The 24,209-nt window shown below is 66.7% G+C and carries 23 protein-coding genes; 6 read left to right on the forward strand and 17 right to left on the reverse strand.

The features are described from left to right. Positions 1-30: 30 nt before the first annotated feature. The 7 genes from C3B78_RS14820 to C3B78_RS14850 all read right to left on the reverse strand — a co-directional run bounded on the left by C3B78_RS14820 (position 31) and on the right by C3B78_RS14850 (position 7,806). Positions 31-1,497 (reverse strand): FAD-dependent oxidoreductase, encoded by a 1,467-nt coding sequence (locus C3B78_RS14820; RefSeq protein ID WP_104998729.1) that lies wholly within the window; start codon positions 1,495-1,497, stop codon positions 31-33. Between the two features lie 98 nt (positions 1,498-1,595). Then, the gene (gene cobA, locus C3B78_RS14825; protein ID WP_104998730.1) at positions 1,596-2,861 is read right to left on the reverse strand and encodes a uroporphyrinogen-III C-methyltransferase; all 1,266 of its coding nucleotides are present in this window, start codon (positions 2,859-2,861) and stop codon (positions 1,596-1,598) included. A gap of 181 nt (positions 2,862-3,042) precedes the next feature. Next, positions 3,043-3,492, reverse strand: coding sequence for an SRPBCC family protein (locus C3B78_RS14830; protein WP_104998731.1), 450 nt, complete (start codon positions 3,490-3,492; stop codon positions 3,043-3,045). 166 nt (positions 3,493-3,658) lie between these two features. Continuing rightward, positions 3,659-4,606 (reverse strand): ABC transporter permease, encoded by a 948-nt coding sequence (locus C3B78_RS14835; RefSeq protein WP_104998732.1) that lies wholly within the window; start codon positions 4,604-4,606, stop codon positions 3,659-3,661. Continuing rightward, on the reverse strand, positions 4,596-5,321 hold the full coding sequence (locus tag C3B78_RS14840) for an ABC transporter ATP-binding protein (RefSeq protein ID WP_104998733.1): 726 nt from the start codon (positions 5,319-5,321) through the stop codon (positions 4,596-4,598). Before C3B78_RS14840 ends, C3B78_RS14835 begins: the two co-directional genes overlap by 11 nt. Before the next feature lie 28 nt (positions 5,322-5,349). After that, positions 5,350-6,510, reverse strand: a complete 1,161-nt coding sequence (locus C3B78_RS14845; RefSeq protein WP_104998734.1) for an ABC transporter substrate-binding protein — start codon at positions 6,508-6,510, stop codon at positions 5,350-5,352. A 129-nt stretch (positions 6,511-6,639) separates the two neighbouring features. After that, on the reverse strand, positions 6,640-7,806 hold the full coding sequence (locus C3B78_RS14850) for an RtcB family protein (protein ID WP_104998735.1): 1,167 nt from the start codon (positions 7,804-7,806) through the stop codon (positions 6,640-6,642). 77 nt (positions 7,807-7,883) lie between these two features. Between C3B78_RS14850 and C3B78_RS14855 the strand changes: the two genes are divergently transcribed. Continuing rightward, positions 7,884-8,237 (forward strand): SRPBCC family protein, encoded by a 354-nt coding sequence (locus C3B78_RS14855; protein WP_104998736.1) that lies wholly within the window; start codon positions 7,884-7,886, stop codon positions 8,235-8,237. Between the two features lie 80 nt (positions 8,238-8,317). On the opposite strand, the gene C3B78_RS14860 is transcribed toward C3B78_RS14855, so the two are convergent. From C3B78_RS14860 to C3B78_RS14880, 5 genes are read right to left on the reverse strand one after another with little or no spacing between them, the layout of a single operon-like run. After that, on the reverse strand, positions 8,318-9,724 hold the full coding sequence (locus C3B78_RS14860; protein ID WP_104998737.1) for a sulfate adenylyltransferase subunit 1: 1,407 nt from the start codon (positions 9,722-9,724) through the stop codon (positions 8,318-8,320). Beyond that, a complete protein-coding gene (gene cysD, locus C3B78_RS14865; RefSeq protein WP_104998738.1) occupies positions 9,724-10,671 on the reverse strand; it encodes a sulfate adenylyltransferase subunit CysD in 948 nt (315 codons plus the stop codon). The genes C3B78_RS14860 and cysD overlap by 1 nt, the downstream gene beginning before the upstream one ends. Beyond that, positions 10,668-11,396, reverse strand: a complete 729-nt coding sequence (locus C3B78_RS14870) for a phosphoadenylyl-sulfate reductase (RefSeq protein WP_104998739.1) — start codon at positions 11,394-11,396, stop codon at positions 10,668-10,670. The genes cysD and C3B78_RS14870 overlap by 4 nt, the downstream gene beginning before the upstream one ends. Beyond that, positions 11,396-13,141 carry a nitrite/sulfite reductase gene (locus C3B78_RS14875; RefSeq protein WP_104998740.1) on the reverse strand — a complete coding sequence of 582 codons (1,746 nt, stop codon included), beginning with the start codon at positions 13,139-13,141 and terminating at the stop codon, positions 11,396-11,398. Before C3B78_RS14875 ends, C3B78_RS14870 begins: the two co-directional genes overlap by 1 nt. 54 nt (positions 13,142-13,195) lie before the next feature. After that, a complete protein-coding gene (locus tag C3B78_RS14880) occupies positions 13,196-14,065 on the reverse strand; it encodes a sirohydrochlorin chelatase (protein ID WP_104998741.1) in 870 nt (289 codons plus the stop codon). A gap of 60 nt (positions 14,066-14,125) precedes the next feature. On the opposite strand from C3B78_RS14880, the gene C3B78_RS14885 reads away from it, so the two are divergent. Both C3B78_RS14885 and C3B78_RS14890 read left to right on the forward strand, forming a co-directional pair. Next, positions 14,126-14,794 carry a trimeric intracellular cation channel family protein gene (locus C3B78_RS14885; RefSeq protein ID WP_104998742.1) on the forward strand — a complete coding sequence of 223 codons (669 nt, stop codon included), beginning with the start codon at positions 14,126-14,128 and terminating at the stop codon, positions 14,792-14,794. A 14-nt stretch (positions 14,795-14,808) separates the two neighbouring features. Beyond that, positions 14,809-15,234: a hypothetical protein gene (locus tag C3B78_RS14890; RefSeq protein ID WP_104998743.1), complete on the forward strand. Its 426-nt coding sequence runs from the start codon at positions 14,809-14,811 to the stop codon at positions 15,232-15,234. Positions 15,235-15,354: 120 nt separating this feature from the next. Here C3B78_RS14890 and C3B78_RS14895 read toward each other — a convergent pair whose 3' ends face one another. The 5 genes from C3B78_RS14895 to C3B78_RS14915 form a co-directional block, all read right to left on the reverse strand. Continuing rightward, a complete protein-coding gene (locus C3B78_RS14895; RefSeq protein WP_104998744.1) occupies positions 15,355-16,218 on the reverse strand; it encodes a DUF559 domain-containing protein in 864 nt (287 codons plus the stop codon). A gap of 505 nt (positions 16,219-16,723) precedes the next feature. Beyond that, positions 16,724-17,824 (reverse strand): polyprenyl synthetase family protein, encoded by a 1,101-nt coding sequence (locus C3B78_RS14900; RefSeq protein ID WP_104998745.1) that lies wholly within the window; start codon positions 17,822-17,824, stop codon positions 16,724-16,726. Then, positions 17,821-19,161, reverse strand: coding sequence for a geranylgeranyl reductase family protein (locus tag C3B78_RS14905; protein WP_104998746.1), 1,341 nt, complete (start codon positions 19,159-19,161; stop codon positions 17,821-17,823). Before C3B78_RS14905 ends, C3B78_RS14900 begins: the two co-directional genes overlap by 4 nt. 3 nt (positions 19,162-19,164) lie before the next feature. Then, positions 19,165-19,941 (reverse strand): demethylmenaquinone methyltransferase, encoded by a 777-nt coding sequence (locus C3B78_RS14910; RefSeq protein ID WP_234005404.1) that lies wholly within the window; start codon positions 19,939-19,941, stop codon positions 19,165-19,167. A 51-nt stretch (positions 19,942-19,992) separates the two neighbouring features. Continuing rightward, positions 19,993-20,784, reverse strand: a complete 792-nt coding sequence (locus C3B78_RS14915; protein ID WP_104998748.1) for an alpha/beta fold hydrolase — start codon at positions 20,782-20,784, stop codon at positions 19,993-19,995. A gap of 88 nt (positions 20,785-20,872) precedes the next feature. Between C3B78_RS14915 and C3B78_RS14920 the strand changes: the two genes are divergently transcribed. From C3B78_RS14920 to C3B78_RS14930, 3 genes are all read left to right on the forward strand, one after another. Then, a complete protein-coding gene (locus C3B78_RS14920; protein ID WP_104998749.1) occupies positions 20,873-22,282 on the forward strand; it encodes an isochorismate synthase in 1,410 nt (469 codons plus the stop codon). Positions 22,283-22,461: 179 nt separating this feature from the next. Further along, entirely contained in the window at positions 22,462-23,265 is an 804-nt protein-coding gene (locus C3B78_RS14925; RefSeq protein ID WP_104998750.1) for an ABC transporter substrate-binding protein, read from the forward strand. 147 nt (positions 23,266-23,412) lie between these two features. After that, complete coding sequence (locus C3B78_RS14930) at positions 23,413-24,204, forward strand: amino acid ABC transporter permease (protein ID WP_104998751.1); 792 nt, start codon at positions 23,413-23,415, stop codon at positions 24,202-24,204. Positions 24,205-24,209: the final 5 nt, after the last annotated feature.

A 24,209-nucleotide genomic window follows, 5' to 3' on the forward strand; every position in this document is an offset into this window, starting at 1 on the left:
GTTGCCGTGTGCGTTAGGGGTGCGTGCTTGTCATACCTGTGCGGCCACGCCGTCACGGGAGATGTCCACCATGTCCTCGCGCGGCACCACCTTGATGCGCTCGCGCTTGACCTCCACGCCGTGCGAACCGCCGGCCTCGGTGGCGGCTGCGCCGAGGGCAAGCTCATGGGCGTCCAGCGCCAGCCAGCCTTCCCAGCTGGTGAACTGCACGCCGCGGGCGTCCAGGAGTTCCACGACCGCGTCCTCTGCAGGAACGCTGGCCACCGGAAGGTTTTCGCGGTCTTCCAGCAGGTAGGTCACGGTCTCTAGGGCGTCGCCCTTGGTGTGGCCGATCAGCCCGACGGGTCCGCGCTTGATCCAGCCGGTGGCGTAGATGCCCGGCACGTGGGTGCCGGACGCGTCCAGGACGCGGCCGCCGTCGTTCGGGATGACACCCTTGGTGTGGTCGAACTCGATCTCCGGCAGGGCGGAACCGAAGTAGCCGATGGCGCGGTACACGGCCTGGACCGGGTAGTCCACGAACTCGCCGGTGCCGCGGGCGTTGCCCGTGCCGTCCAGCTCGGTACGCTCGAACCGCATGCCGGCCACCTTGCCCGGCGTCTCGGCGTCGTCATAGATCTCCACCGGGCTGTGCAGGAAGTGCAGGTGCAGGCGGCGGGAGGCCTTGAGCTCAGAGAGGTCCTCGGGCTGCTCGGCGATCCAGTTGGTGAGCGTACCCACCATGGTCTTGGTCTGGTTGTTCGTCTGGATCTGGCGGTCGGATTCCTCGTCGAACTCGAAGTCCTCCGGGTAGAGGATGATGTCCACGTCCTTGGAGTGGGACAGCTCGCGCAGCTCCAGCGGGGTGAACTTGACCTGGGCGGGGCCGCGGCGGCCGAAGACGTGCACGTCGGTGACCGGGGAAGCCTTCAGGCCCGCGTAGACGTTGTCCGGGATTTCGGACACCAGCAGGTCGTCGGCGTGCTTGGACAGGACGCGGGCCACGTCCAGGGCCACGTTGCCGTTGCCGATCACGGCGATTTCCTTGGCCTCGAGCGGCCATTCGCGGGGGACGTCCGGGTGGCCGTCGTACCAGGAGACGAAGTCGGCGCCGCCGAAGGAGCCCTCCAGCTCGATGCCGGGGATGTTCAGGTCCGCGTCCTTGATGGCGCCGGTGGCGAAAATGACGGCGTCGTAGTGGGTGCGGAGGTCCTCGATGGTGAGGTCGGTGCCGTAGTCCACGTTGCCGAAGAAGCGGATGTCGCCGCGGTCCAGGACCTTGTGCAGGGCGTTGACGATGCCCTTGATGCGGGGGTGGTCCGGGGCAACGCCGTAGCGGATCAGGCCGTAGGGTGCCGGGTAGCGGTCAAAGAGGTCGATGCTCACGGTCAGCTCGCCGCTCTTCACGGCCTCGCTCTTGGTGAGGATGTCCGCGGCGTAGACGCCGGCCGGGCCGGAGCCCACGACGGCGACGCGCAGCGGACGTTCGGCAGAACCTACGGTGGTGCTTGATGACACGGCTGTGTTCCTTTTCTTCGGTCCGTCCCAACTAGGTAGCGCTAAGTGTCGTTATGAGGGCTCAAAACGACACTTAGCGCTACCTAGTTGGGTGGGGGCTAGGTTGTGAGGACTCGGGGCTTGCGGGGGCTGTTCGGGGTGGTGGTGCTGTAGTCAGCGGTTTTGAAGTGCGACGGCGCGAAAGGGCTCACGCGCACCACGTCACCGATGACAATCACTGCGGGATTTGCGACGCCGGCGGCTTCCGCCTGGTCGGCAATGGAACCAAGGGTGCCAATCGTCACGCGCTGGTCCGGCAAATAGCCGTTTTCCACAATACCAACTGGCGTCCCGTCAGGCAGCCCGGCTTTGCCCAGGGCGGACGCGGATTCGCGCAGCTGGCCCACGCCCATGAGCAGGACGATGGTGTGGTCGGGGCGGGCCGGGATCTCAGAGAGTTCCTCGTGGCCGGTCACCACGCTGAAGCCCTTGGCCAGGCCGCGGTGCGTCACCGGGATGCCGGCGGCGGCGGGAACGGAGATCGCGGACGTGACGCCGGAAACCACTTCAACCTCGACGCCGTGCTGCCGGCAGTATTCGGCTTCCTCGCCGCCGCGGCCCAGGACGTACGGGTCGCCGCCCTTGAGCCGGACCACGCGGTTGCCGTTCAGGGCCTCCTCGACGAGGATCCGGTTGATCTCCGCCTGCGGCACGGGGTGGTGGCCGGGGGTTTTCCCGACTTCGATGATCCGGACGTCCGGGGCAAGTTCGTTCAGGAGTCCACGCGGGCCCAGGCGGTCGGCCACCACGACGTCGGCCTGGCCAAGGAGCCGGCGGCCGCGGACGGTGATCAGCCCGGTATCGCCCGGTCCCCCGCCCACCAGGGCAACGGACCCGCGGTGGGCCCGGCGGCGGCGCAACGGAAGATCGCCGGTTTCGAGGGCGGTGGCAACGGCGTCGCGGACGGCCATGGCGCGGCGCGGGTCTCCCCCGGCGTTCACGGCGATTTTGACGTCGTCCACTTCGGCAACAGCGGGAGTCCAGGCTGCGGACGCTTCGTGGTCGGAGGCGTTGACGCACCAGACGCGCTGCGACTCGGCGTCCTTTGAGACTTGGGCGTCCACGGCGGAGTCGCCGGTAGCGGTCTGGACGAACCAGACGCCGTCGACGTCGGACGGAAGGTAGGTGCGCGGCTCCCAGGTGAGGAGGCCGGCGTCGGCCAGTTCCCGGAGCGCGGCGGAGGCAACGGGAGCGACGACGGTAACCTGGGCCCCGGCGTCAAGCAGCCCCTTGGCGCGGCGGGCTGCAACGGGGCCGCCGCCAACCACCAGCACGGGGCGGCCGAGCAGGCGCAGTGCTGTGGGGTAGATATCCTGAATTGCCATGAAACAACGGTAGGGCCGCGTCACAATCGCCCACAAAGGCCGAGCAACACCAGTTCACGCAAGGTAACGCTGCGTCACAAAGGCAGGCGGCCGCCGTCGTCCGCCTTTGCGGGGCACTTTGGCGGGGGCCAGGGCCGTCCAGGCCGAGAGCCCCGGCGTGTCCGTGCCGATGTGCCCCGGTTCAGCTGCTGATGCCGGCGAGGAACCGGCCGCGGTCCCGGATGAGGCGCTGCAGGTACGGTCGCAGGACCAGCTTCTCGGCCAGGCGGCCAAGGGGCCCGAACGGCGCGCTGAACTCCACCCGGTCCGTCATGATGCAGCCGCCGGGCGTGGCCTCGAATTCATGGACGTGGCGGAAGGACCGGAACGGGCCGCGGACTTGCTCGTCCGTGAAGCTCCGCGGGTAGTCCATCTGGGTGACGCGGCTGGTCATGGTGAGCGAAAGCCCGAAATGCCGTGCCCGCCAGGTGACTTCCTGGCCCTCACCGATCAGCCCGGACGTCACGCCGCCCACCGCCCGCTCCCCCGAGCCTTTCTGGGATTCCACGTGGGCGTCGATGCTGCGGGCCAGGTCGAACAGCCGCTCCGGTGGAAGGGAGCTCTCGGTGCGGCACGCAAAACTGGCAGTCATGGGGCCAGTCTGCCACCCAGGTCCTGACCATCCGGGCCCATTTCACAGCTGGGGCGGGCCGTAAATGCGTAACTTTTGGGTCTGGCGCAGGTCAGTGCCCGCGACATTGCACGGCGGGGGCCAACCGCGGGCGGGTAGAAGTTACGCAGTTGGGTCGCAGGGGTGCTTAGCGGGTGCTGCCGGCCAGGAGCCCGCGGCTGCGGAGGAGGCGCTTCTCGATGGGCCCGAACACCAGAAGTTCAATCAGGATACCGACGGCGAGGATCAGCAGGATTGCCGACATCACCACGGTCATGTCGGACAGGATGCGGCCCTGGTCCAGCAACGAACCCAGGCCGAAACCAATGGTGCCGCCCACGGCGATGATTTCCGCGGCCATGAGCGAGCGCCAGGAGAAAGCCCAGCCCTGCTTCAGGCCGCCCAGGTAGCCGGGCAGCGCGGCGGGAAGGATGATCTGCAGCGCCATCTCCAGGCGGGACGCGCCCAAAACCGTGCCCACGCGCCGGTACTGCGGCGGGATCTGGTCCACACCGGAAATCAGGCCGTTGATGATGGACGGGATGGCGCCCATGAACACCACGAAATAAACAGTGGCGTCGGTCAGGCCGAACCAGATGATGGCTGCCGGGACCCAGGCTACGGACGGGAGGACCTGGAGGCCGGAAATCAGCGGGCCGAATGCGCGGCGCAGCGGAGCGACCTGGGCCAGCAGCAGGCCCACCGGAGTGGCGATTGCCACCGAAATCAGGAAGCCCACCAGCCCGCGCTGCAGCGAGGTCCATACGGCTTCCTGGAGCTTGCCCTCGTTCCACAGGACACCCACCTGCATCGCGACGTCCAGCGGTCCGGGAACCAGGTCGCGCCGCTTCAGGCCGAGCGAGACATAGAACTGCCACGCCAGCACCAGCACCACCAGGGCGGCGATGGGCAGAAGGATGCGGCTCCAGTCCACCCGGCGCTTCCGGTCGGCGTCGGACTGCAGGGAGTCCAGCCCGGACTCGAGTTCGCGCAGGTCCTCGCGCCCGGTGGAGGACCGGGTGAGCGCGGCATGGATATGGCGGGGCTCCGAGGGCTCGGAGGGTGCTTCGGCAAGCGGCGTTGGGTTACTTGGCATGGCGGCGTATCTCCTCCCGGAGCCGGGCGGTGATGACCCCGGTCAGCTGGCCGGCGAGCCCGGCGTCGGTACGGTGTTCCTCGGTGACAGCCCATTCCTGGACCACCCGTCCCGGGCGCGAGGACAGCAGCAGCACGCGCTGGCCCAGCCGGACGGCCTCGCGGACGTTGTGGGTCACGAAGACGATGGTCCGCCCGGTTTCTTTCCAGATCCGCTCCAGCTCATCATGCAGCAGGTCGCGGGTGATGGCGTCGAGGGCGGCAAAGGGCTCGTCCATCAGGAGCAGCTGCCGGTCCTGGGCCAGCGAGCGCGCCAGTGACACGCGCTGCCGCATGCCGCCGGAGAGCTCGTGCGGGCGCTTGTCCCCGGCCGAGCCCAGGTGCACCAGCTCCAGGAGTTCCTGGGCCTTGGCCTTGCGCTCGGCTTTGCCCACGCCGCGGAGTTTCAGGGCCAGCTCGATGTTCTCGCGGGCGGTCAGCCAGGGGAACAGGGCAGCGTCCTGGAACATGAAGGCGGCACCGTCGCTGGGCACCTCGAGGGCGCCCGACGACGGCGGCTCCAGTCCCGCGATGATGTTCAGCAGGGTGGATTTGCCGCAGCCGGAGGCACCGAGGAGGGCAACGAACTCGCCCTTCCCGATGGTGGCGTTGACGTCGTCCAGTACCGGGGCGCCGTCGCCGAAGCGCTTGCCCAGGTGTTCCAGTACGACTGGCATGGTGCCGTCCTTAAGTAGGTGGGTGGGATCAGTCCTGGCCGAGGCCGGCTGCTGAAATCTTGGTGCTGCCCTGGCTGCCCTGGCCGGCGGGGCTTGAGCTGGCGGCCACGTCGTTGAGTGGGCGCAGGTCGAAGAGCCCGTTGATGTCGGCCTGCTTGGTGGTGCCGGCCTCGACGCCGTCCTGCAGCAGCCGCGGGTAGCTTCCGGCCAGCGGGTCCAGCGTGTAGGTGATGTTGGCCAGGGACCGTGCCAGGACGTCCCCGGCGAGGGCCGCGCCCGCGGATTCCTGCAGGGCCGAGTTGATGACGGAAGCCTTTTCCGCGGCGGGGGCCTCGTTCAGCCAGGCCACCGACTTCGCGTGGCCAGCCAGGAGTGCGTTGACGGTTTCCGGGTGGTCCGCGGCGAACTTCTGGTTCACGATCAGCACAGTTGTGGGGAATTCGCCCGGCTTCCCGGTACCAGCCCCGTCCCACAGGTCCTTTTCGTCCACCAGCACCTTCGCACCGGCCTGGAGCACCAGGCGTGACGCCCACGGCTCAGGCAACCACGCGCCGTCGAGCTTTCCGTCCTGGAACAGCTTCAGTGTCTGCGCGTTTTCCGTGGGGTTGATGGCGACGTCGCCGCTGCCGTCAACGTTCGTCTTGTAGCCCTGGTCGGCAAGCCAGGCGCGGAGGGCAACGTCCTGCGTGCCGCCCAGCTGCGGGGAGGCGAGGGTCCTGCCCTGGAGATCGGCGGCAGAGTTGATCCCCGGCTTGACTACCAGCTGCGCGCCGCCGGCGGCGGCACCGGCGATGATCCTGACGGACTCGCCCTGGCTCTTGACATACGAGTTGATGGCCGGGTTCGGGCCGATGTACGCGGCATCGATGGCGCCCGCGTTCAGGGCCTCGATGGCTGCGGGTCCGGCGTTGAAGGTTTCGGTGCTCAGGGACGTGCTGCCCAGGGCCTCGGCCAGGAAGCCTTCCTTAATGCCCACCAGGGCGGGGGCATGGGTGACGTTGCCGAAGTAGCCGAGCTTCAGCTCAGCGGCGGGGCTGGGTCCGGCGGCCTGCGCCTCCGTGTTCCGCGAAACGGTGGACGCCACCACGGCCCCGACGGCGATCAGCAGGACCAGCCCGATGGCCAGGGCAGCCTCGATGGCACGCTTGCGCTTGGGTGCTGCGCTTTCGCCTGCCACGATGCGGATCATCCCGGGCTTGGAACTAGTCATTGTTTCACCATAGGGAGAGTCATATTCCCGTTCAATGAAGCCTAAACGGGGGGTCACGCACGTTCATCTAGCGTCACATTCGGCCGCACTGCCACCGGATTCCGCGATTCAGTTGCCCTTCACATTGACCAGCTGCCGCAGCTTGTGCCGCACCGAGACCAGGTCCGCGGCGTCATGCATCACCTGGTCAATGGGTTTGTAGGCTGCGGGAATCTCGTCAATGAAGGCCTCCGACGCCCGGAACTCAATCCCCCGCATGGCCTTCTTCAGCTCCTCCAGGGAAAACGCCTTGCGCGCGGCGTTGCGCGAGTGCTCACGGCCCGCCCCGTGCGGCGAGGAGTTCAGCGATGCGGGGTTGCCGCGGCCTTCCACCACGTAAGACGCCGTTCCCATGGACCCGGGAATGAGTCCAGGATCGCCGGGCCCGGCTTTGATGGCGCCCTTGCGGGACACCCAGACCGACTTGCCGTAGTGCGTCTCCTGCTGGGTGAAGTTGTGGTGGCAGTTGATCCGTTCCAGCTCGCGCACCCGGCCGCGCACCCAATGGCCGAATTGCGTGGTAACGCGGTCCATCATCTCCTCGCGGTTCAGCAGCGCGAAGTGTTGGGCCCAGCGCAGCTCCGCGATGTACCTCTCGAACTGGGGCGTGCCCTCCTCGAGGTATGCAAGGTCCGGGTCCGGGAGGTGGACCCGGCTTTTCGTCACCACGCGCCGGGCGATGCCGATGTGGTGCTGGGCGATCTTGTTGCCGATGCCGCGCGAGCCGGAGTGCAGGAAGAGCCAGACCGCGTCGGATTCGTCTGCGCAGACCTCAATGAAGTGGTTGCCCGAGCCCAGGGAGCCCAGCTGCAGCTCCCATTTTTCGACGTACTGACCGGGATTGAAGCCGGCTTTCGCGGCCAGCCTTTTCAGCTCCGCGATCCGGGGCTCCGCTGTGGGAAGCACTGTCCGGTTGTTGTGCCCCGCGGAAAGCGGGATGGCGCGTTCGATGTCCTCGCGCAGCGTCTTCCGGTCCTTGGGGAGGTCCTTGAGCCCATACTGCGTCCGGACCGCGATCATGCCGCACCCGATGTCCACCCCCACCGCCGCAGGGATGATCGCGCCGAGCGTGGGGATGACCGAGCCCACGGTGGCACCCTTGCCCAGGTGCGCGTCCGGCATCAGGGCAAGGTGCGGATAGATGAAGGGCAGCTGCGACGTCATCACGGCCTGCTCGCGGGTCTTTTCATCCAGGATCGAAGCCCAGTTCAGAAGCTTCGGACTGATGGTCTCCATGCTCCGCCTCCCGTGCACCGCCGAGGACTACTGTGAGTCCTAGGCTAACCCCGCCCCCTTCCGGGGGAGACGCAGCAATGGTCAACGTCCAGACCGAAATCCACATCAACAGGCCACGCGCCGAAGTTGCCGAGTACGCCGCCAACCCGGACAACGCGCCGCAGTGGTATGTGAACATCCACAGTTCGCAGCGGCTGACCGACGGTCCCATTGGAGCTGGTTCCAAGGTGGCTTTCACCGCGAAGTTCCTGGGCCGGGAGCTGAGCTACACCTATGAGTTCGTGGAGTACGTCCCTGGCGAGAAGCTGGTGATGCGGACAGCCCAGGGCCCGTTCCCCATGCAAACCACCTACACGTGGACGGACGACGACGGCGGCACGCGCATGAGCCTCGGCAACACCGTGAGCCCCTCGGGTTTCTCGCGGCTGTAACAACGAAAACCGCGGCTTGTTCGCGAATCAGAACCTTCACGGTCCGGATCTGCGAACAAGCCGCGGCTTCGGGGACAAACTCAGATGCTGTAGCGCTCGTCCTCGTGGTCGCCCGGGTGGTCCTTGACCAGGCCGGCGGCGAGAGTGTTGCCGTCCAGCGGGTCGATCACCAGGAACGCTCCCGTGCGGCGGTGGTGCAGGTAGTTCTCCAGCGGCAGCGGCGCGGCGAGCCGGAGCTGCGCGTTGCCGATGTCGTTCAGTTCCAGGGTGGACGCCGGTTCCAGCTTGAAGGACGCGAGGTCCAGCTTGCCGCCAACATTGCGGACCAGCGCCTGGACGGTGCGGGTGCCGTGCTTGACCAGCACCTTCTGTCCCTCACGGAGGGGCTTCGGGGACAGCCAGCACAGTGACGCGTACAGGTCTGCCGATGCCTCGCGGACGGTGCCCGCGGCGGCGATGGTGTCACCGCGTGCGACGTCGAACTCCTCCGCCAGGCGGATGGCCACGGACTGCGGGGCGGCGGCTTCCTCCAGCGAGGCGCCGGCGAAGTCGATGCCCACCACCGTGGTGGTGCGCGGGCCCTGGCCGGGGGTCAGGACCGAGACCTTGTCCCCCACCTTGACCGAGCCCTCGGTGATCTGGCCGGCGTACGCGCGGTAGTCGCGGTAGGCTTCCACGTCCAGGCCGGCAGCGACGGCGTCCGGGGCCAGCGCGCCCTGCGGCCGGATGACCAGCTGCACCGGGAAGCGGAAGCTCTCAAGGTGGCTTTCCAGTTCGTCGGCGGCCGGCAGAGTCTCGAGGACCTCCAGCAGGGCGGGGCCGGCGTACCAGGGGGTCCGCCCGGAGCGCTCCACCACGTTGTCACCGTCGAGGGCGGACACGGGCACCACCAGCAGGTCGGTGATGCCGTCGGACCCCAGCCCCAGCTCGCGGCCCACCTGCTGCACGTCGGCTTCGATCCCGCGGAACACGGATTCGCTGAAGTCCACCAGGTCGATCTTGTTCACGGCCACGATCACGTGCGCCACACGCAGCAGCTGCAGCACGGACAGGTGCCGGCGGGTCTGCTCCAGCACACCCTTGCGGGCGTCAATGAGTACGACGACGGCATCCGCAGTGGACGCGCCGGTCACCGTGTTCTTGGTGTACTGGACGTGCCCGGGGCAGTCGGCCAGGATGAAGCTGCGGCGGTCGGTGGCGAAGTAGCGGTAGGCCACGTCGATGGTGATGCCCTGCTCGCGCTCGGCACGCAGGCCGTCCGTCAGCAGCGCCAGGTCGATCCCGCCGGCAGCCCCGCCGAAGCCGCGGTCCGCGGAGGTGCGGGCAACGGCGTCGAGGGTGTCAGCCAGGATGGCCTTGGAATCGTGAAGGAGGCGGCCCACCAAAGTGGACTTGCCGTCGTCGACCGATCCTGCGGTGGCGAACCGGAAAAGAGTGGTGGGCAGGGCTGTTTCCAGGTCCGCCGGGAGAACTGCTTCGGTGGTCATTAGAAATACCCGTCCTTCTTGCGGTCTTCCATGGCGGCCTCGGAGATGCGGTCATCTGCACGGGTGGCGCCACGTTCGGTCAGGGTGGAGGCAGCGACTTCAACCACGACGTCGGACACGGTGTACGCGTCCGATTCGACGGCGCCGGTGCAGGACATGTCCCCCACAGTGCGGTAGCGGACGGTCTTGGTAATGACTTCCTCGTGCGGCAGCGGCTGGGAAACCTCGCCCACCGCGCGCCACATGCCGTCGCGGGCGAAGACTTCGCGCTCGTGGGCGTAGTACAGGCCGGGCAGCTCGATGTTCTCACGCTCGATGTAGCGCCAGATGTCGAGCTCGGTCCAGTTGCTGATCGGGAACGCGCGGACATGCTGGCCCACAGTGTGGCGGCCGTTGTAGAGGTTCCACAGCTCGGGCCGCTGGTTGCGCGGGTCCCACTGGCCGAACTCGTCGCGGAGGCTCAGGATGCGCTCCTTGGCGCGTGCCTTGTCCTCGTCGCGGCGGCCGCCGCCGAACACGGCGTCGAACTTGTTCCGCTGGATGGCGTCCAGCAGCGGGACGGTCTGCAGCGGGTTGCGGGTGCCGTCGGCACGCTCGGCCAGTTCACCGCGGTCAATGAACTCCTGCACGGAGCCCACCACGAGCTTCAGGCCCAGCCGCTCGACGGTCCGGTCACGGAAATCGATGACCTCCGGGAAGTTGTGGCCGGTGTCCACGTGCAGCACGGGGAACGGGACCTTGCCCGGCCAAAAAGCCTTCGTGGCCAGGTGCAGCATCACCACCGAGTCCTTGCCGCCGGAGAACAGCAGCGCGGGCTTCTCGAACTCGGCGACAACCTCGCGGATAATGTGGATGGCCTCGGATTCGAGGGTGTCCAGGCTGCTCAGTCGGGTTGAGACGGCGGAGTCGGTCACCTGGGTAGTCTCCTCGGTTAGGAAAGTGCTCATACGTGTAGTCCGCATTCTGTCTTGTCGGTCCCTGCCCAGCGGCCGGCGCGGGGGTCGTCGCCGGGCGCCACCTTCCGGGTGCAGGGCTGGCAGCCAATGGAGGGGTAACCCTGGGAAAGCAGCGGGTTGACGGGCAGGAGGTTGTCGTCCGAATACTGGACCAGCTGGTCGAACGTCCATGCGGCCACCGGGTTGACCTTGACCAGGCCGTTCTTCTCGTCCCAGCCGACCAGCGGAGTGTTGGTGCGGGTGGGCGCCTCATCGCGGCGGACGCCCGTGAACCAGAGTTCGTAGCCGGCGAGGGTACGCTGCAGCGGAGCCACCTTGCGGAGGGCGCAGCACTGGGCGGCGTCACGGGCGAAGAGGTCCTTGCCCAGGAGCCGGTCCTGCTGCTCCACGGTGTTCTCGGGAAGCACGTCCACCACGTTGACGCGGAGGTTTGCGGCCACCTCGTCGCGCGTGGCATAGGTCTCCGGGAAGTGGTAGCCGGTCTCCAGGAACAGGACGTCGACGCCGGGCATCTGGTCAGCAACCAGGGCAGGCAGGACGGCGTCGGCCATGGAGCAGGCGACGGCAACCGCGGGCAGGTCGAAGTTGCGCTCCACCCAGGCGATGACATCGCGGGCGGGGGCGTCCCAGCCGAGCTCGGCGGCGCCGGCTTCTGCCAATGCCTTCAGCTCTTCCACGGGACGCTTGGCAGGTGCGGGTGCGAGGTGCTTTGCCATTACTGCAGTGCCTCCTCGTCTGCTGCGTGGGCCCACTCGGCGAAGGTCTGGCCCTCGGAGCGCTGGGCCACGAAGGTGCGGACGACGCGCTCCACGTAGTCCGGGAGATCGTCCACGTAGACCTTGAGGCCGCGGACGGTGCGGCCCAGGCCCGCTTCCTCGCGGTCCTTCGAAGCCAGCCCGCCGCCCAGGTGGACCTGGAAACCCGGGGAGGGGTCGCCGTCGGGCGTGGGAAGCATCATGCCCTTGAGGCCGATGTCCGCCGTCTGGATGCGGGCGCAGGAGTTGGGGCAGCCGTTGATGTGCAGCGACAGCGCGTGCGGCAGTTCGCCGGACTCGGCGAGGTCCGCCAGGCGGCGTTCCAGCTCGGCAACTGCGGTTGCTGCCGTGTGCTTGGTTTCCACGATGGCCAGCTTGCAGTACTCGATGCCGGTGCAGGCGATGGTGCCGCGCCGGAACACGGACGGACGGGCGGACAGGCCCAGCGCGTCCAGCTCAGCCACCAGCGGCTCAACCTGTTCCTTCTCGACGTCCAGGACCACGAGCTTCTGGTGCGGCGTGGTGCGCAGCCGGTAGGAGCCGCGGGCCTCGAGGGTGTCCGCCAGCTTGACCAGCGCGGCGCCGGACAGGCGGCCGGCCAGCGGGGTGGCGCCGATGAAGAACTTGCCGTCCTTCTGCTCGTGCACGCCGATGTGGTCACCGGGCGTGGTGGGCTTGGGCGCGGCGGGGCCGTCGGCCAGCTTGTAGCCGAGGTATTCGTCCTCGAGGACCTGGCGGAACTTCTCCGGACCCCAGTCAGCCATCAGGAACTTCAGGCGGGCCTTGGTGCGCATGCGGCGGTAGCCGTAGTCGCGGAAGATGCTGGTGACGCCGAGCCACACGTCGGCGGCCTGCTCCGGCTTCACAAAGGCGCCGAGGCGCTTGCCAAGCATCGGGTTGGTGGACAGCGCGCCGCCGGCCCAGAGGTCGTAGCCGATGCCCAGTTCCGGGTGGCGGACACCCACCAGGGCGAAGTCGTTGATCTCGTGGACCACGTCCTGGCTCGGGTGGCCGGTGATGGCGGTTTTGTACTTGCGCGGCAGGTTGGACAGCAGCGGGTTCCCGATGAACCGCTCCCCCAGCTCCGCGATCAGCGGCGTTGGATCGATGATCTCGTCCTTGGCGATGCCGGCCACGGGCGAACCCAGGATCACGCGGGGAACGTCGCCGCAGGCCTCGGTGGTGGACAGGCCAACACCTTCCAGGCGGGTCCAGATCTCGGGGATGTCCTCCACGCGGATCCAGTGCAGCTGGATGTTCTGGCGGTCGGTGAGGTCGGCCGAGTCGCGCGCGAAGTCCACGGAAATCTGGCCGATCACGCGCAGCTGCTCGGTGGTCAGGGCGCCGCCGTCGATCCGCACGCGGAGCATGAAGTACTTGTCCTCGAGCTCGTGCGGCTCAAGCGTTGCGGTCTTGCCGCCGTCGATCCCGGGCTTGCGCTGGGTGTACAGGCCCCACCAGCGGAACCGGCCGTGCAGGTCCTGGCCGGGGATGGCGTCGAAGCCCTCTTTGGAATAGATGGTCTCGATACGCTCGCGCACGTTGAGGCCGTCGTCTTCCTGTTTCCAGGTTTCGTTGGCGTTCAGGGGCGTTTTGCCGTCCACTTTCCACTGCCCGTGCGGCTTCGCGGCGGGTCGGGACGTGCGGGCCGGGCGCTTGGAGGCAGCGGAGTCCGCGGACGCTCCGGCTAGAGCTGTATCAGTCATGCATCGACTGTAGGTCCCGCCCGAAGAGCGTCACAAAGGCCCGGAAACGCTAAGTCACCTAGGGAAATATTTCGTCACGAAACGCCGGGCAGCCTTGAAGAAGCCACCTTCCTGTGTTTCGGGCTCCGGTTGTGCGGGGGTTTCCTTGGGCGCGGGGGCGGCGGCCGCGGCCGGCACCTGGGCGGCGGTTTCGCGGGCCTTTGCGACGGCGGCGTCGTACCGTTCCAGCGCGATCTCGGCCAGCACGGGGGACGGCAGCAGGGGTTCGGTCACGAGGTCGGCCCCCGCCTTGGCGAGCTGGTCGTGGAAGTAGCCCGGCGCCAGGAGGTAGGAAGCAATCACCACGCGCCCGCCGACGTCGACAGCCCCCGCGGACTCCCCCGCGCCGGCACCGCCTTCCAGTTCCTCGCGAAGCATAGCGACGGCGTCGGGCACGGACGGCTTGGCCGAAGCACCATAGGCGGCCACCATCCGGTTGGACCGCAGCTCCCGGAGCTGGCCGAGCAGCTCCTCGACGCTGACGGCCGCGTTGGGGTTGGAAGAGCCCGCGGCGGCCAGGACGATCACGTCATTGTCCGTGACGCCGGCCTCCCGCAGCCGCTGGTCCAGCAGCGCGGCCAGGCGCGGATCCGGCCCCAGCGGCGCGGCGGCAGCACTGCCCGGCCGGCTCTTCACGGCCCTGGCGATGTCCACCTTGACGTGGTAGCCAACGCTGAGCAGCAGCGGAACCACGACGGCGGATTCCCCCTCGGGCAGGCCCGCCACCACGTCCACCAGGTCCGGCTGCTGGACGTCCACATAGGCTTCCCGGACGTCGAGGCCCGGGCGGAGGGCGGCGATGGCCGCGCGCAGGGCGTTGACCTCCGCGGCTCCCTGTGTGTTGGACGTCCCATGGGCGCAGGCGATCATGATGGGGCTGTTCATAGGGGCTAGCGTAACGTTGGAGCCGCCCTGTCCGCCCTCTTTAAACCGCCGGGACGCTCCATGACATTCCCTTTTGACATCGCCCTGGTATGGCTGGACCTGGCCGGCATCTTTTTCTTCGCGGTGTCCGGCTCGCTGCTGGCGGCCCGGAAGCAGTTCGACATCGTGGGCTCGCTCCTGCTGGCCTCGCTGGTGTCGCTCGGCGGCGGCGTGATCAGGGACATCATTCTCGCCGTCATCCCGGCGGCGTTCACCAACCCCGCGTACCTGGTCCCGCCGGTGCTGGCTACGGTCCTGGTGTACTTCCTGTTCCCCGCGTTCCAGCGCTTCACGTCCCTGCTGGTGCTGTTCGACGCCGGCGGGCTGGCGCTCTTCTGCATCACCGGCACGCTGAAGGCGCTGTCCTTTGGCGTGAACCCCCTGGCCGCAGTCCTGCTGGGTGTCACGACGGCGGTGGGCGGCGGGCTGCTCCGGGACATCACGGCCAACGAGGTGCCGCAGCTGTTCAACCCCGCGGACCTGTACGCGGTGCCCGCGTTTTGCGGGGCCGCGCTGACCGGCGTGCTCTGGGTGACCGGAACGTTCAATGCGCTCACCGCATGTGCCGTTGCCGCCGTCGTGTTTGCCTTCCGGGTGGCGGGCTGGCGGCGGTCCTGGCGCATCCCCCTGGCCGTCCACGGCTGGCACCGGGCTGAGGCCGACAGCGGCGAATTGCGGGGCCGCGATTAGCTAGGATAAGAGCCATGACTGACATGTTCCTCGAGAAGTTCCGCGCGCTTGTTCCGAAGTATCTCGAGGATGAATGGCAGGAAGATGACGGGCTGTCCGTCGAGGAACTGGACAAGGCCCTGGCCGACCACCAGTTCCAGATTCCCCTGGTCCTCCGCGAGTTCTACCTGGCCCTTGGCGGCTGCGAGGACCTGATGGAGGCGTACCACTACTTCTGGGATCCGGACGAACTGGAAGTCGACGACGAAGGCTTCCTGATGTTCCTCGAGGACGAGGAAGAGGAATACACCTGGGGTTTCCGTGTGGGAGACCTCAGCGTCCCTGATCCCATCGTGTACCGCCGCAACAACGCCCGCGGCCAGTGGAAGTCCGAGGAAGGCACCTTCTCGGAGTTCGTGTTCGACATGTTCGAGTGGGCCTTCGAGGACGACGAAAGCTAGGTTTCCAGCCAAAACGGGCACTTGATACGGACGCGCGGCCGCAAAAGCGTGACTTATGGAGCAGGCACCCTGACAGATCCCTGAGTTTCCGTGAACGGGCAGCCGTGGCAGAGCCAAAAGTTACGCACTTTCGTCACCGCCATCGGCAGGACGCGACGGAAAGACACCTCTGCGCCTCAACTCAAGGACAGACAGGACCTCAGCGACCATCGCCCCCGGCGAGTACACCACGTCTTCGTAGTAGTAGCGGAGCACCAGATAACCGCCCAGAATGCTCCGGTTGTTCCGCCGCTGGTCCTTCTTGACTGAACGTGGTTCAAAGTGGGTTGAGCCGTCGGTCTCCACAACAAGGCACTCCTCAATAAGGAAGTCCACCTCCCCCACCCCGGGAATCAGCACGTGCCTCCGCACCCTGAGCCCAGCTCTGGCAAAGTGCGTATTGGCAAGCACTTCGAGCACTGAATCCGCCCTGGGAATTACCAGGTCCAGAAGCTTCCTTGCCTTGCCATTGCGCTTGCCACCACAGCTGGCATAGAGGAAGTCGAGAGAGATGTCGCCGCGCCCGGTAGCAGACTGGATCAGTATCAGGGACTCCAGCTCGGGTAGACAACGCATGCTGTGCAGCAGGACGTCTGCCAGACCGGCAACAGGGAGCCAGCCGTGCCTTGGATGCTTGGGCCGCCCATGCTCCACCACTCCCGGGGTGCGCACGGGATGACTGCGGCAAATGTGCAAGGCCGAGTCACTCTTCAAGGTCCACAATCCGTAGACGGGTGCAGCAGACACACAAGTCAGAAGCCCTCCCCGATCCATGGCCTGCTGAAGGGGACTTGCTGCTGGAATGGCGTAGACGCCGCGGCTGGACTTCACGATCCGGCCGCTGGCCACGGCACTCCTGACGGCTGCCCGTCCAAATCCGGCCTTTTCCAGGTGTGATGTCCGGGCCACGCCTCCGCGGCGCTGAAGATAGTCGCTGATGTCCACCGAGCCAGCGTCACCCGGGAGCAGCCCGATCCGCGAGACCGGGCAGGAGCTATGTGGACGAAGACGGAGCATCACTCAAGGAAGGCGGTGCCATACGCGTATCTTTTGGCCCGTTGCAAAGGCAGAACCCTTGCGCTTCCGGGGATCACCGTTCCCATTGCGCCCGAAAGTCACGCTTTTCAGCCATCGACCACCGGCCCGCGTTAGCCCGGAAAATCCTGTGACAGCAGAACTAACAAACAGCTTGCGCTTTGTGACAAAGCTGTCATAGACTGTTCACGGATCCGCTAAACGCCTCCGGCGGGTCTGATGCGAACGGAGAGATAGCCTCGGTTCAAAGCAACGTATGACTCGTATCGTTGCGGAGAACCGGGGCTATCCCGTTTAACCCATCGATTGCTCCGCACCTGCCGTTATGTGGCGCGAAAACGCCATCTGCACAGCAATCGATGACACGGAAAAGCCCGGCACCTTTGCGGCAACCGGGCCTCCACGCAGGTAAGACTTAGCTGGCGCGGTCCACCACAGCCAGCGCGAAGTTGGACAGGGAATCCTTGACCACGCCTTCGGGCAGCGGGGCAAGGGCTGCGATGGCTTCATCGGCCCACCGGCGGGCAACAACCCAGGACTCCGCAGTCACGGGGTGCTCGCGCAGCCCGGCTACGGCCTCGGCAAGCGCCTCGTCCGAGGACAGGTCCCCGTCAATGAGCCGGAGAAGCCCGACGGCGGATTGGTCACCATCCGCGGCAGCCCTGCGCAGGAGCAGCACCGGCAGGGTGGGAACACCTTCGCGCAGGTCGGTGCCCGGCGACTTTCCGGATTTGACCTTGATCCCGGTGACATCGATGACGTCGTCCGCAAGCTGGAAGGCCACACCCACCTTCTCGCCATATTCCACCAGGACGGGCTCGAACGCGGGATCGGCGTTGGCGAAAATGGCACCGAGCTGGCCGGACGCCGCCACGAGGGAACCGGTCTTGTCAGCAATCACGGAAAGGTAGTGCTCGATCGGATCCTCATCCGGACGCGGCCCCACGGTCTCGTGCAGCTGCCCCAGGCACAGCCGCTCGAACGTGCGCGCCTGGATGCCAAGGGCCCGCGACCCGAGTTCGGACACCAGGATCGAAGCCCGGGCGAAGATAAGATCGCCGGTGAGCACCGCCACCGAGTTGCCCCAGACCTCGTGGGCCGTGGGCGCTCCGCGGCGGAACGGGGCAGAGTCCATGACGTCGTCGTGATAAAGCGTGGCCAGGTGGGTCAGTTCAACCACGACGGCGGCCTGCACCACGGCGGGAAGGGAAGCGTCGCCGAGGTGCGCGCACAGCAGGGTCAGCAGGGGCCTGATGCGCTTGCCGCCGGCTTCGACCAGATGCCGCGACGTCGCATCAGCCAGCGGATCCGAGTTGGCGATCGCTTCGCGGAGTTTTTTCTCGACGCGGGCCAGGTTGTTGGTGATGGCCGGGCCCAGTTCGGCGTCTCCGGCAATGGCGGCGAAGCCCGCAGGCAGCTGCAAACCCGTAGCGATGGCGGTGGTATTAAGGCTGGGTTCGGAGTCCGGCAGGCCGTGTCCGGCGTGCGTCCAGCTGTGGTCTGCGGGGTTGGTCACGGGTTAACCCTAACTTTTTGTTGCGGATACCGCTGATTCGAAGCCGACGGGGTGGGCGATGTGTTGGTTGTGGCCGGGACCAGCGCTTCGAGGACCCGGATCACCCGGTCCTCAAAGCCCCTCGCGGACGGGTCCGTGAGGTTGGCCAGGAGCCGGACCACAAAGCGCATCAGAACCGGGATCGGCATGCCGGTGCGCAGCGCGAGCTTCATGACGGCAGGTTTGCCGATCAGCGCGGCGAAGGCCCGGCCGAGCGTGAAGTGCGAGCCCCACTGGTCCCGCACGTAGTCCGCGTACCGCGCGAGGTGCGCGTCGGCGTCGTACGTTCCGCCCGAAGCAGCCGAGCGCGAGGAGGCATCAATCAGGAACTCGGCGGCGAAGCGCGCGGACTCCATGGCGTAGGAGATGCCCTCACCGTTGAACGGGGACACCATGCCGCCGGCATCACCCAGGAGCAGCAGGCCGGGCGAATAGTGCGGGGTGCGGTTGAAGCCCATGGGCAGCGCGGCGCCGCGGATCTCGCCCACCTGGTTCTCCGGCGTGAAGCCCCACTCGGCGGGCATGCCGGCGGTCCATTCGCGCAGGACCTGCTTGTAGTCGAGCTTGCCGAATTCCTTGGAGGAGTTCAGGATGCCAAGGCCCACGTTGGAGGTGCCGTCGCCCACGCCGAAAACCCAGCCGTAACCGGGCAGCAGCTTGCCGTCACGGCCTGGCAGTTCCAGCCAGCCTTCCATCCATTCGTCGTCGGTGCGCGGCGAGGTGAAGTAGGTGCGTACGGCCACGCCGAGAGGGCGGTCGTCCCGCTTCTGGATGCCGAGGGACACGGCGGTTCGGGTGGAGTTGCCGTCCGCAGCGAGGACGACGTCGGCACTGAAGTCGCGCGTCTCCCCCGCCTTGCGTCCGGACTCATCCAGGAGCGCTGCGCGGACACCGGTGACGCGGCCGTCCTCAGAACGAAGCGCTTCGGTGACGCTGTGCCGCTCAAGGATTTCCGCGCCGGCCGCCTGGGCGTGGCGGGCCAGTTCCTCGTCGAAGCCCAGGCGGGTGCGGATCAGGCCGTACTGCGGGAAGTCGGACACCTCGGGCCAGGGCAGTTCAATGGTGCGGCCGCCGGCGATCAGGCGCAGGCCCTTGTTCCGGCGCCAGCCTTCCCCCTCGGGGTGGGGCAGGCCCAGTTTCTGGATTTCACGGACGGCGCGGGGGGTGAGGCCGTCGCCGCAGACCTTCTCGCGCGGGAAGCTCGTTTTCTCCAGGACGGTGACGTCGATGCCGGCCTTGGCAAGGTAGTACGCGGCGGTGGAGCCGGCCGGCCCCGCACCGACTATCAGTACCTTCACAGGTCAGCGTGTGATGTTGCGGCGGAGCTTGGCCACGGGGCCCTTGTGCGCGGCGATGGCGGCAGCCGCGTTGTCCGGAGCCGACCCTGCAGGCTTGAACGCACGGTGGACGGCCACGATCCCGCCGGAAAGGTTGCGGTAGGTGACCTGTTCCCACCCGGATTCCTGCAGCCATGCGGCGAGGTGGTCCTGGTCCGGCCAGGCGCGGATGGATTCGGCGAGGTAGACGTACGCGTCCGGATTGGAGGCAACCTTCGTGGCAATGGCCGGCAGGGCGCGCATCAGGTATTCGGTATACATGGTGCGCCAGAGCGGGATCACGGGCTGGGAGAACTCTGCGATGACAAGCTTGCCGCCCGGCTTGGTGACGCGGAGCATCTCCTGCAGCGCCTTCTTGGGCTCGTTGACGTTCCGCAGGCCGAAGGAAATAGTGCTGGCGTCGAACGAGTTGTCGGCGAAAGGCAGGTTGGTGGCATCCCCGGCAACAAAATTGATGTCCGGGCGGCGGCGCTTTCCAACCTTGAGCATTCCGAGGGAGAAGTCGCAGGCCACAACGTCTATTCCTGCGTCGGCATAAGGCTCGCTGGAGGTGCCGGTACCGGCCGCCAGGTCAAGGACGCGCTGGCCCCTGCTGACGTCCATGGCTTCCACCACAACCTTGCGCCAGCGCCGGGTCTGCCCCAGGGACAGGACATCATTGACGACGTCGTATTTCGGTGCGACGTCGTCAAACATCGTGGCTACTTCGTCCGGACGCTTATCCAAGGATGCTCGGTTCACCATGCCATTGTCTCAAATGTTCGGGAGGGTCCGGACCAAGGCGGCGTGGAGTCAAAGCCCCGCCAGGAATGCCCTGGTATCCGCGGCCACCCGCTCCGGGCATTCCCAGAGGACCACGTGGCCGGTTCCGGCGTACGTTTTCAGGACGGAGCCGGGAATGCGGGCTGCGAGGATTTCCTGCTGGCTGCGGGGCAGGAGGCCGTCCTGCTCTCCCCAGAGGATCAGCGTGGGGGCGTGGATGGCTCCGGCTTCGGTGGGCGGTACCGCCTGGCAGAGCCCTGCCAGCACGGACTTCCACACGGTAGCAGGCATTTTCAGCCCATCCGCCACCCGGTCATCGAGGTACCAGCCGGGCACCGCCTGGCCCAGGGGAAACCACAGCAGCGATTGACGCACCCAGTCCTCGTCCAGCGGGTCGGCCAGGGCCTCCACTTCGTCGGCGAACGCGGGCCTGCCTTGAAGGGTCAGCGGCGAACCCACCAGGATCAGGGCATCAGCACGTTCAGGCTGCATCACGGCCAACTGCTGGGCCACGTAGCCGCCGCTTGAGGAGCCCAGGATGGCGGCCGATTCAAGAGCCAGTGCATCGAGGATCGCGGCCACGTCCCGGGCCTGGTCCTCCAGCGAATAGCCATTAACAGGTTTATCCGCATCCCCCTGGCCGCGCAGGTCAGGCGCCAGGATCCGGAATTCCTCCAGAAGCGGGACCAGCCGGTCGAAGCTCCTGCGTGATTCCCCCCAGGCATGGAGCAGAAGCAGGGGCTGCGCCGAGGCATCTCCCCGGACCAGGCACGGCACGCGGATCCCGGTGCCGAGGAACAGCTGGCGGACTTCGGAGTCCATGGCAGAAGGCTACGCCCGCCCGGCCGCCGCCGGTACCTCCAGCAGGCCTCCCGGGCCACCGCACGCTCGGGAGTAGTGTTGTCTCATCATGACGAGCACGTTCCGCACCTTGACAGTCCCCCTGGATGGAAAAGAATTCCCCGGGGGGCTTCCTGCGTTTCTGGTCCGGGACGATGTCCTCTGCTGGACCCGCCGCGAGGCCGGACTGGCAGGATTCGGCGAGATTGCGCGCTTCACGGCAACGGGCCCCGAGCGGTTCCTTGAGGCAGACATCTGGTGGCGCCACCTGGTCCTTGAGGCCGAGGTCATTGATTCCGTGGAGCTTCCTGGCACCGGGCCGGTGGCCTTCGGCTCCTTTGCCTTTTCCAAGACCTCGGCGCACGAATCGCGGCTGATCGTGCCGGAAATCGTAGTGGGCGTGCGCGACGGCCAGGTGTGGCTCACCCAGCTGACGTTCGACGACGGTCCCCTCACCGGAGACGGCGCCCTCGTCGCACTGGACCGCTGGCTTGCCGGCGGTCCAGCAGCTGCTGCGGCCACACCCGTTGGAGCAGGCCCGACGGCGGCAGCGGACCCTGCCGGGGACGGCACCCTGGGCGGTGCCCGTGCCAGGGCGGGCGGCGCCGTCGTGCGTCCCCTCCCGCTCGCCGCGGCGGCAACCTTGCACACCGGTTCCTTGAGCGAGGAAGCCTGGATGGCCGCCGTCGAAGCGGGCGTAGCCGAAATCCGGACGGGTGCGCTGGAGAAGCTGGTGCTCGCCCGGGACGTGTTGGCCACTATTCCGTCGGGCGTACACGCCTCAGCGGTGCTGCGGGAGCTCGCCGCGCGGTACCGCGAGTGCTGGACATACGGGGTGGACGGGCTGGTGGGGGCGACTCCGGAGATGCTGATCCAGGTTGAGGGCCGCACTGCCCAGGCCCGCGTGCTGGCAGGAACACTGGACCGCCGCGATGCGCACGGCGAAGACGGCCTCCCCATGGATTACGCCACCCGCGTGCTGGCAGGATCCGACAAGCAGCGGCACGAACACGAGATCGCCATTCAATCGCTGACCTCGCAACTGGCACCGTTCTCGGAAGCCATGAACGCCCATGACGAGCCGTTCATCCTGGAACTGCCCAACGTGTGGCACCTGGCATCCGATGTGAAGGCTGAGCTCGCAGAGATCGAAGGGCATGTGCCCACCTGCCTTGCGCTTATCAACGCCCTGCACCCCACCGCGGCCGTCTGCGGAACTCCCACGGAGGTGGCCGGGGCACTCATCCGCAAACTGGAGCACCTGGACCGCGGACCGTACGCCGGGCCGGTGGGTTGGCTTGACGCGGCAGGAAACGGCGAGTGGGGCATTGCCCTGCGCGGCGCCGTCATCGAGTCCTCCACCAACGTGCGGCTTTATGCCGGCTGCGGAATAGTCGACGGGTCACAGCCCGAAGCGGAGCTCGCTGAAACGTGGGCCAAGTTCCGGCCGATGCTGGAGTCGCTCGGCATCAGCAGTTGATTCCCCCTCCCGGCCAGTCCGGGATCGGAGACAACCCCTTCTCCGGCACGCTTGATTTCCGCTGTGATTTAGTTATCCAATAGTGAAACTAAGTTTCCTGTGATGCACATCTCATGATCTGGCGCTACACTATGAATCGATTTAGTACTACACACTCCCCGCAACAAAAGGTAAGAAACATGCAGCTCAAGTCCCTGGCCACGGCCAAAATGACCGCCAAGGCAGCAGCAGTCTTCGTCGTCAGCGCCCTCACCCTCACGGCATGCGGCGGCGGAAGCTCCACCCCGGCAGCCTCCGAAGGCGGCATCCAGCTCATCAACGCCGGCAAGCTCACGGTCTGCTCGGATGTCCCCTACGAGCCGTTCGAGTTCGAAAAGGACGGCCAGACCGTCGGCTTCGACATCGACATCGCCAAGGAGGTGGCCAAGGACCTCGGTGCCGAACTGAGCATCGTGGACAGCTCCTTCGAGGCAATCGAGACCGGCACCGCGCTGACCCAGTGCGATCTGTCCATCTCCTCGATCTCCATCACGGACGTCCGGAAATCGGTCATGGACTTCTCCACCCCCTACATGGACGACGACCTGACGCTCCTGGCAACCACGGCCTCCGGCATCACCAACATTGACAGCGCCAAGGGCAAGAAAGTGGGAGTCCAGCAGGCCACCACCGGTGCCAAGTACGCGGCAGAGAAGGGGATAGACGCCCAGCAGTTCGAGGACACCGGCCTCCTGGTGCAGGCCATCCAGGCCGGCACCATTGACGCTGCCCTGGGCAACCAGTCGGTTCTGGCCTACGCCATCAAGGACAACGCCGACTGGAAGCGCGTGGAGAACTACGCGAGCGGTGAAAAGCTCGGAATCGCCTATAAGAAGGGCAACACCGCCATGGGCGACAAGGTCAACGCGACCCTCAAGCGCCTCACGGACGACGGCAGCCTGAAGAAGTTCGAAACCACCTGGTTCGGCGAAACCGCCAAGTAGCCCCGAACCGCACCTAGCAACGAGCGGGCCCCAGCGCATACAGCCCTGGCGCCTGAACAGCCCTGAGAATGACGCAGCAGGGGCCCTGGACGGGCTGCACCGCAGTCCGTCCGGGGCCCCTGCCACGCAAACGAATGTGAGCACCCCATGGCAATGACCGCACGTCAACGCGCCAGAGTAAGCCTGTATGTCCAGGCCGGAATCTTTGTTGTGGCCGTCGCCGCGCTGATCCTGGCCACCGACTGGAAGACCATCGGCAACAGCGTCTTCAACTTTGGCAAGATCGGACCGATGTTCCCGGGTATCTTCCTGGTGGGCCTGAAAAACACCCTGATCTATACGGTCCTCGGCTTCATCGTGGGCCTCTCCGGCGGCCTGCTGCTGGCCCTGATGAAGCTCTCCAGCTTCCCTCTCTACCGGTGGATCGCCACCGGCTACATTGAGTTCTTCCGCGGCGTTCCCGCCCTGCTGGTGTTCATCGCCTTCGGCTATGGCGTTCCCTTGGCCTTTGGCGTCCAGTGGAACGTCACCGTGATCGTGATGGTTTCCCTGGGCATGGTTGCCGCGGCGTACATCGCCGAAACCCTCCGCGCCGGCCTCCAGGCCGTACCGAAGGGCCAGATGGAAGCGGCCCGGTCGTTGGGCATGCCCCAGTGGCGGGCCATGGTCACCATCGTCATCCCGCAGGCCTTCAAGATTGTCCTGCCGCCGCTGACCAACGAGGTCATCCTGCTCACCAAGGACTCCTCCCTGATCTACGTCCTGGGCCTCACCGCATCCCAGTACGAGCTCACCAAATTCGGCCGCGACGGCATCTCGAGCCTCGGTGCGGGCCTGACGCCGCTCCTGGTGGCCGGCGCCTTCTACCTGGTGATCACCATCCCCCTGAGCTTCCTGGCCCGGAAGTTCGAAAGCCGCACCGCGCGGAACAATCGATAGGCAGG

It is taken from the genome of Arthrobacter sp. PGP41, from assembly GCF_002953935.1.
Classification (GTDB): Bacteria; Actinomycetota; Actinomycetes; order Actinomycetales; family Micrococcaceae; genus Arthrobacter.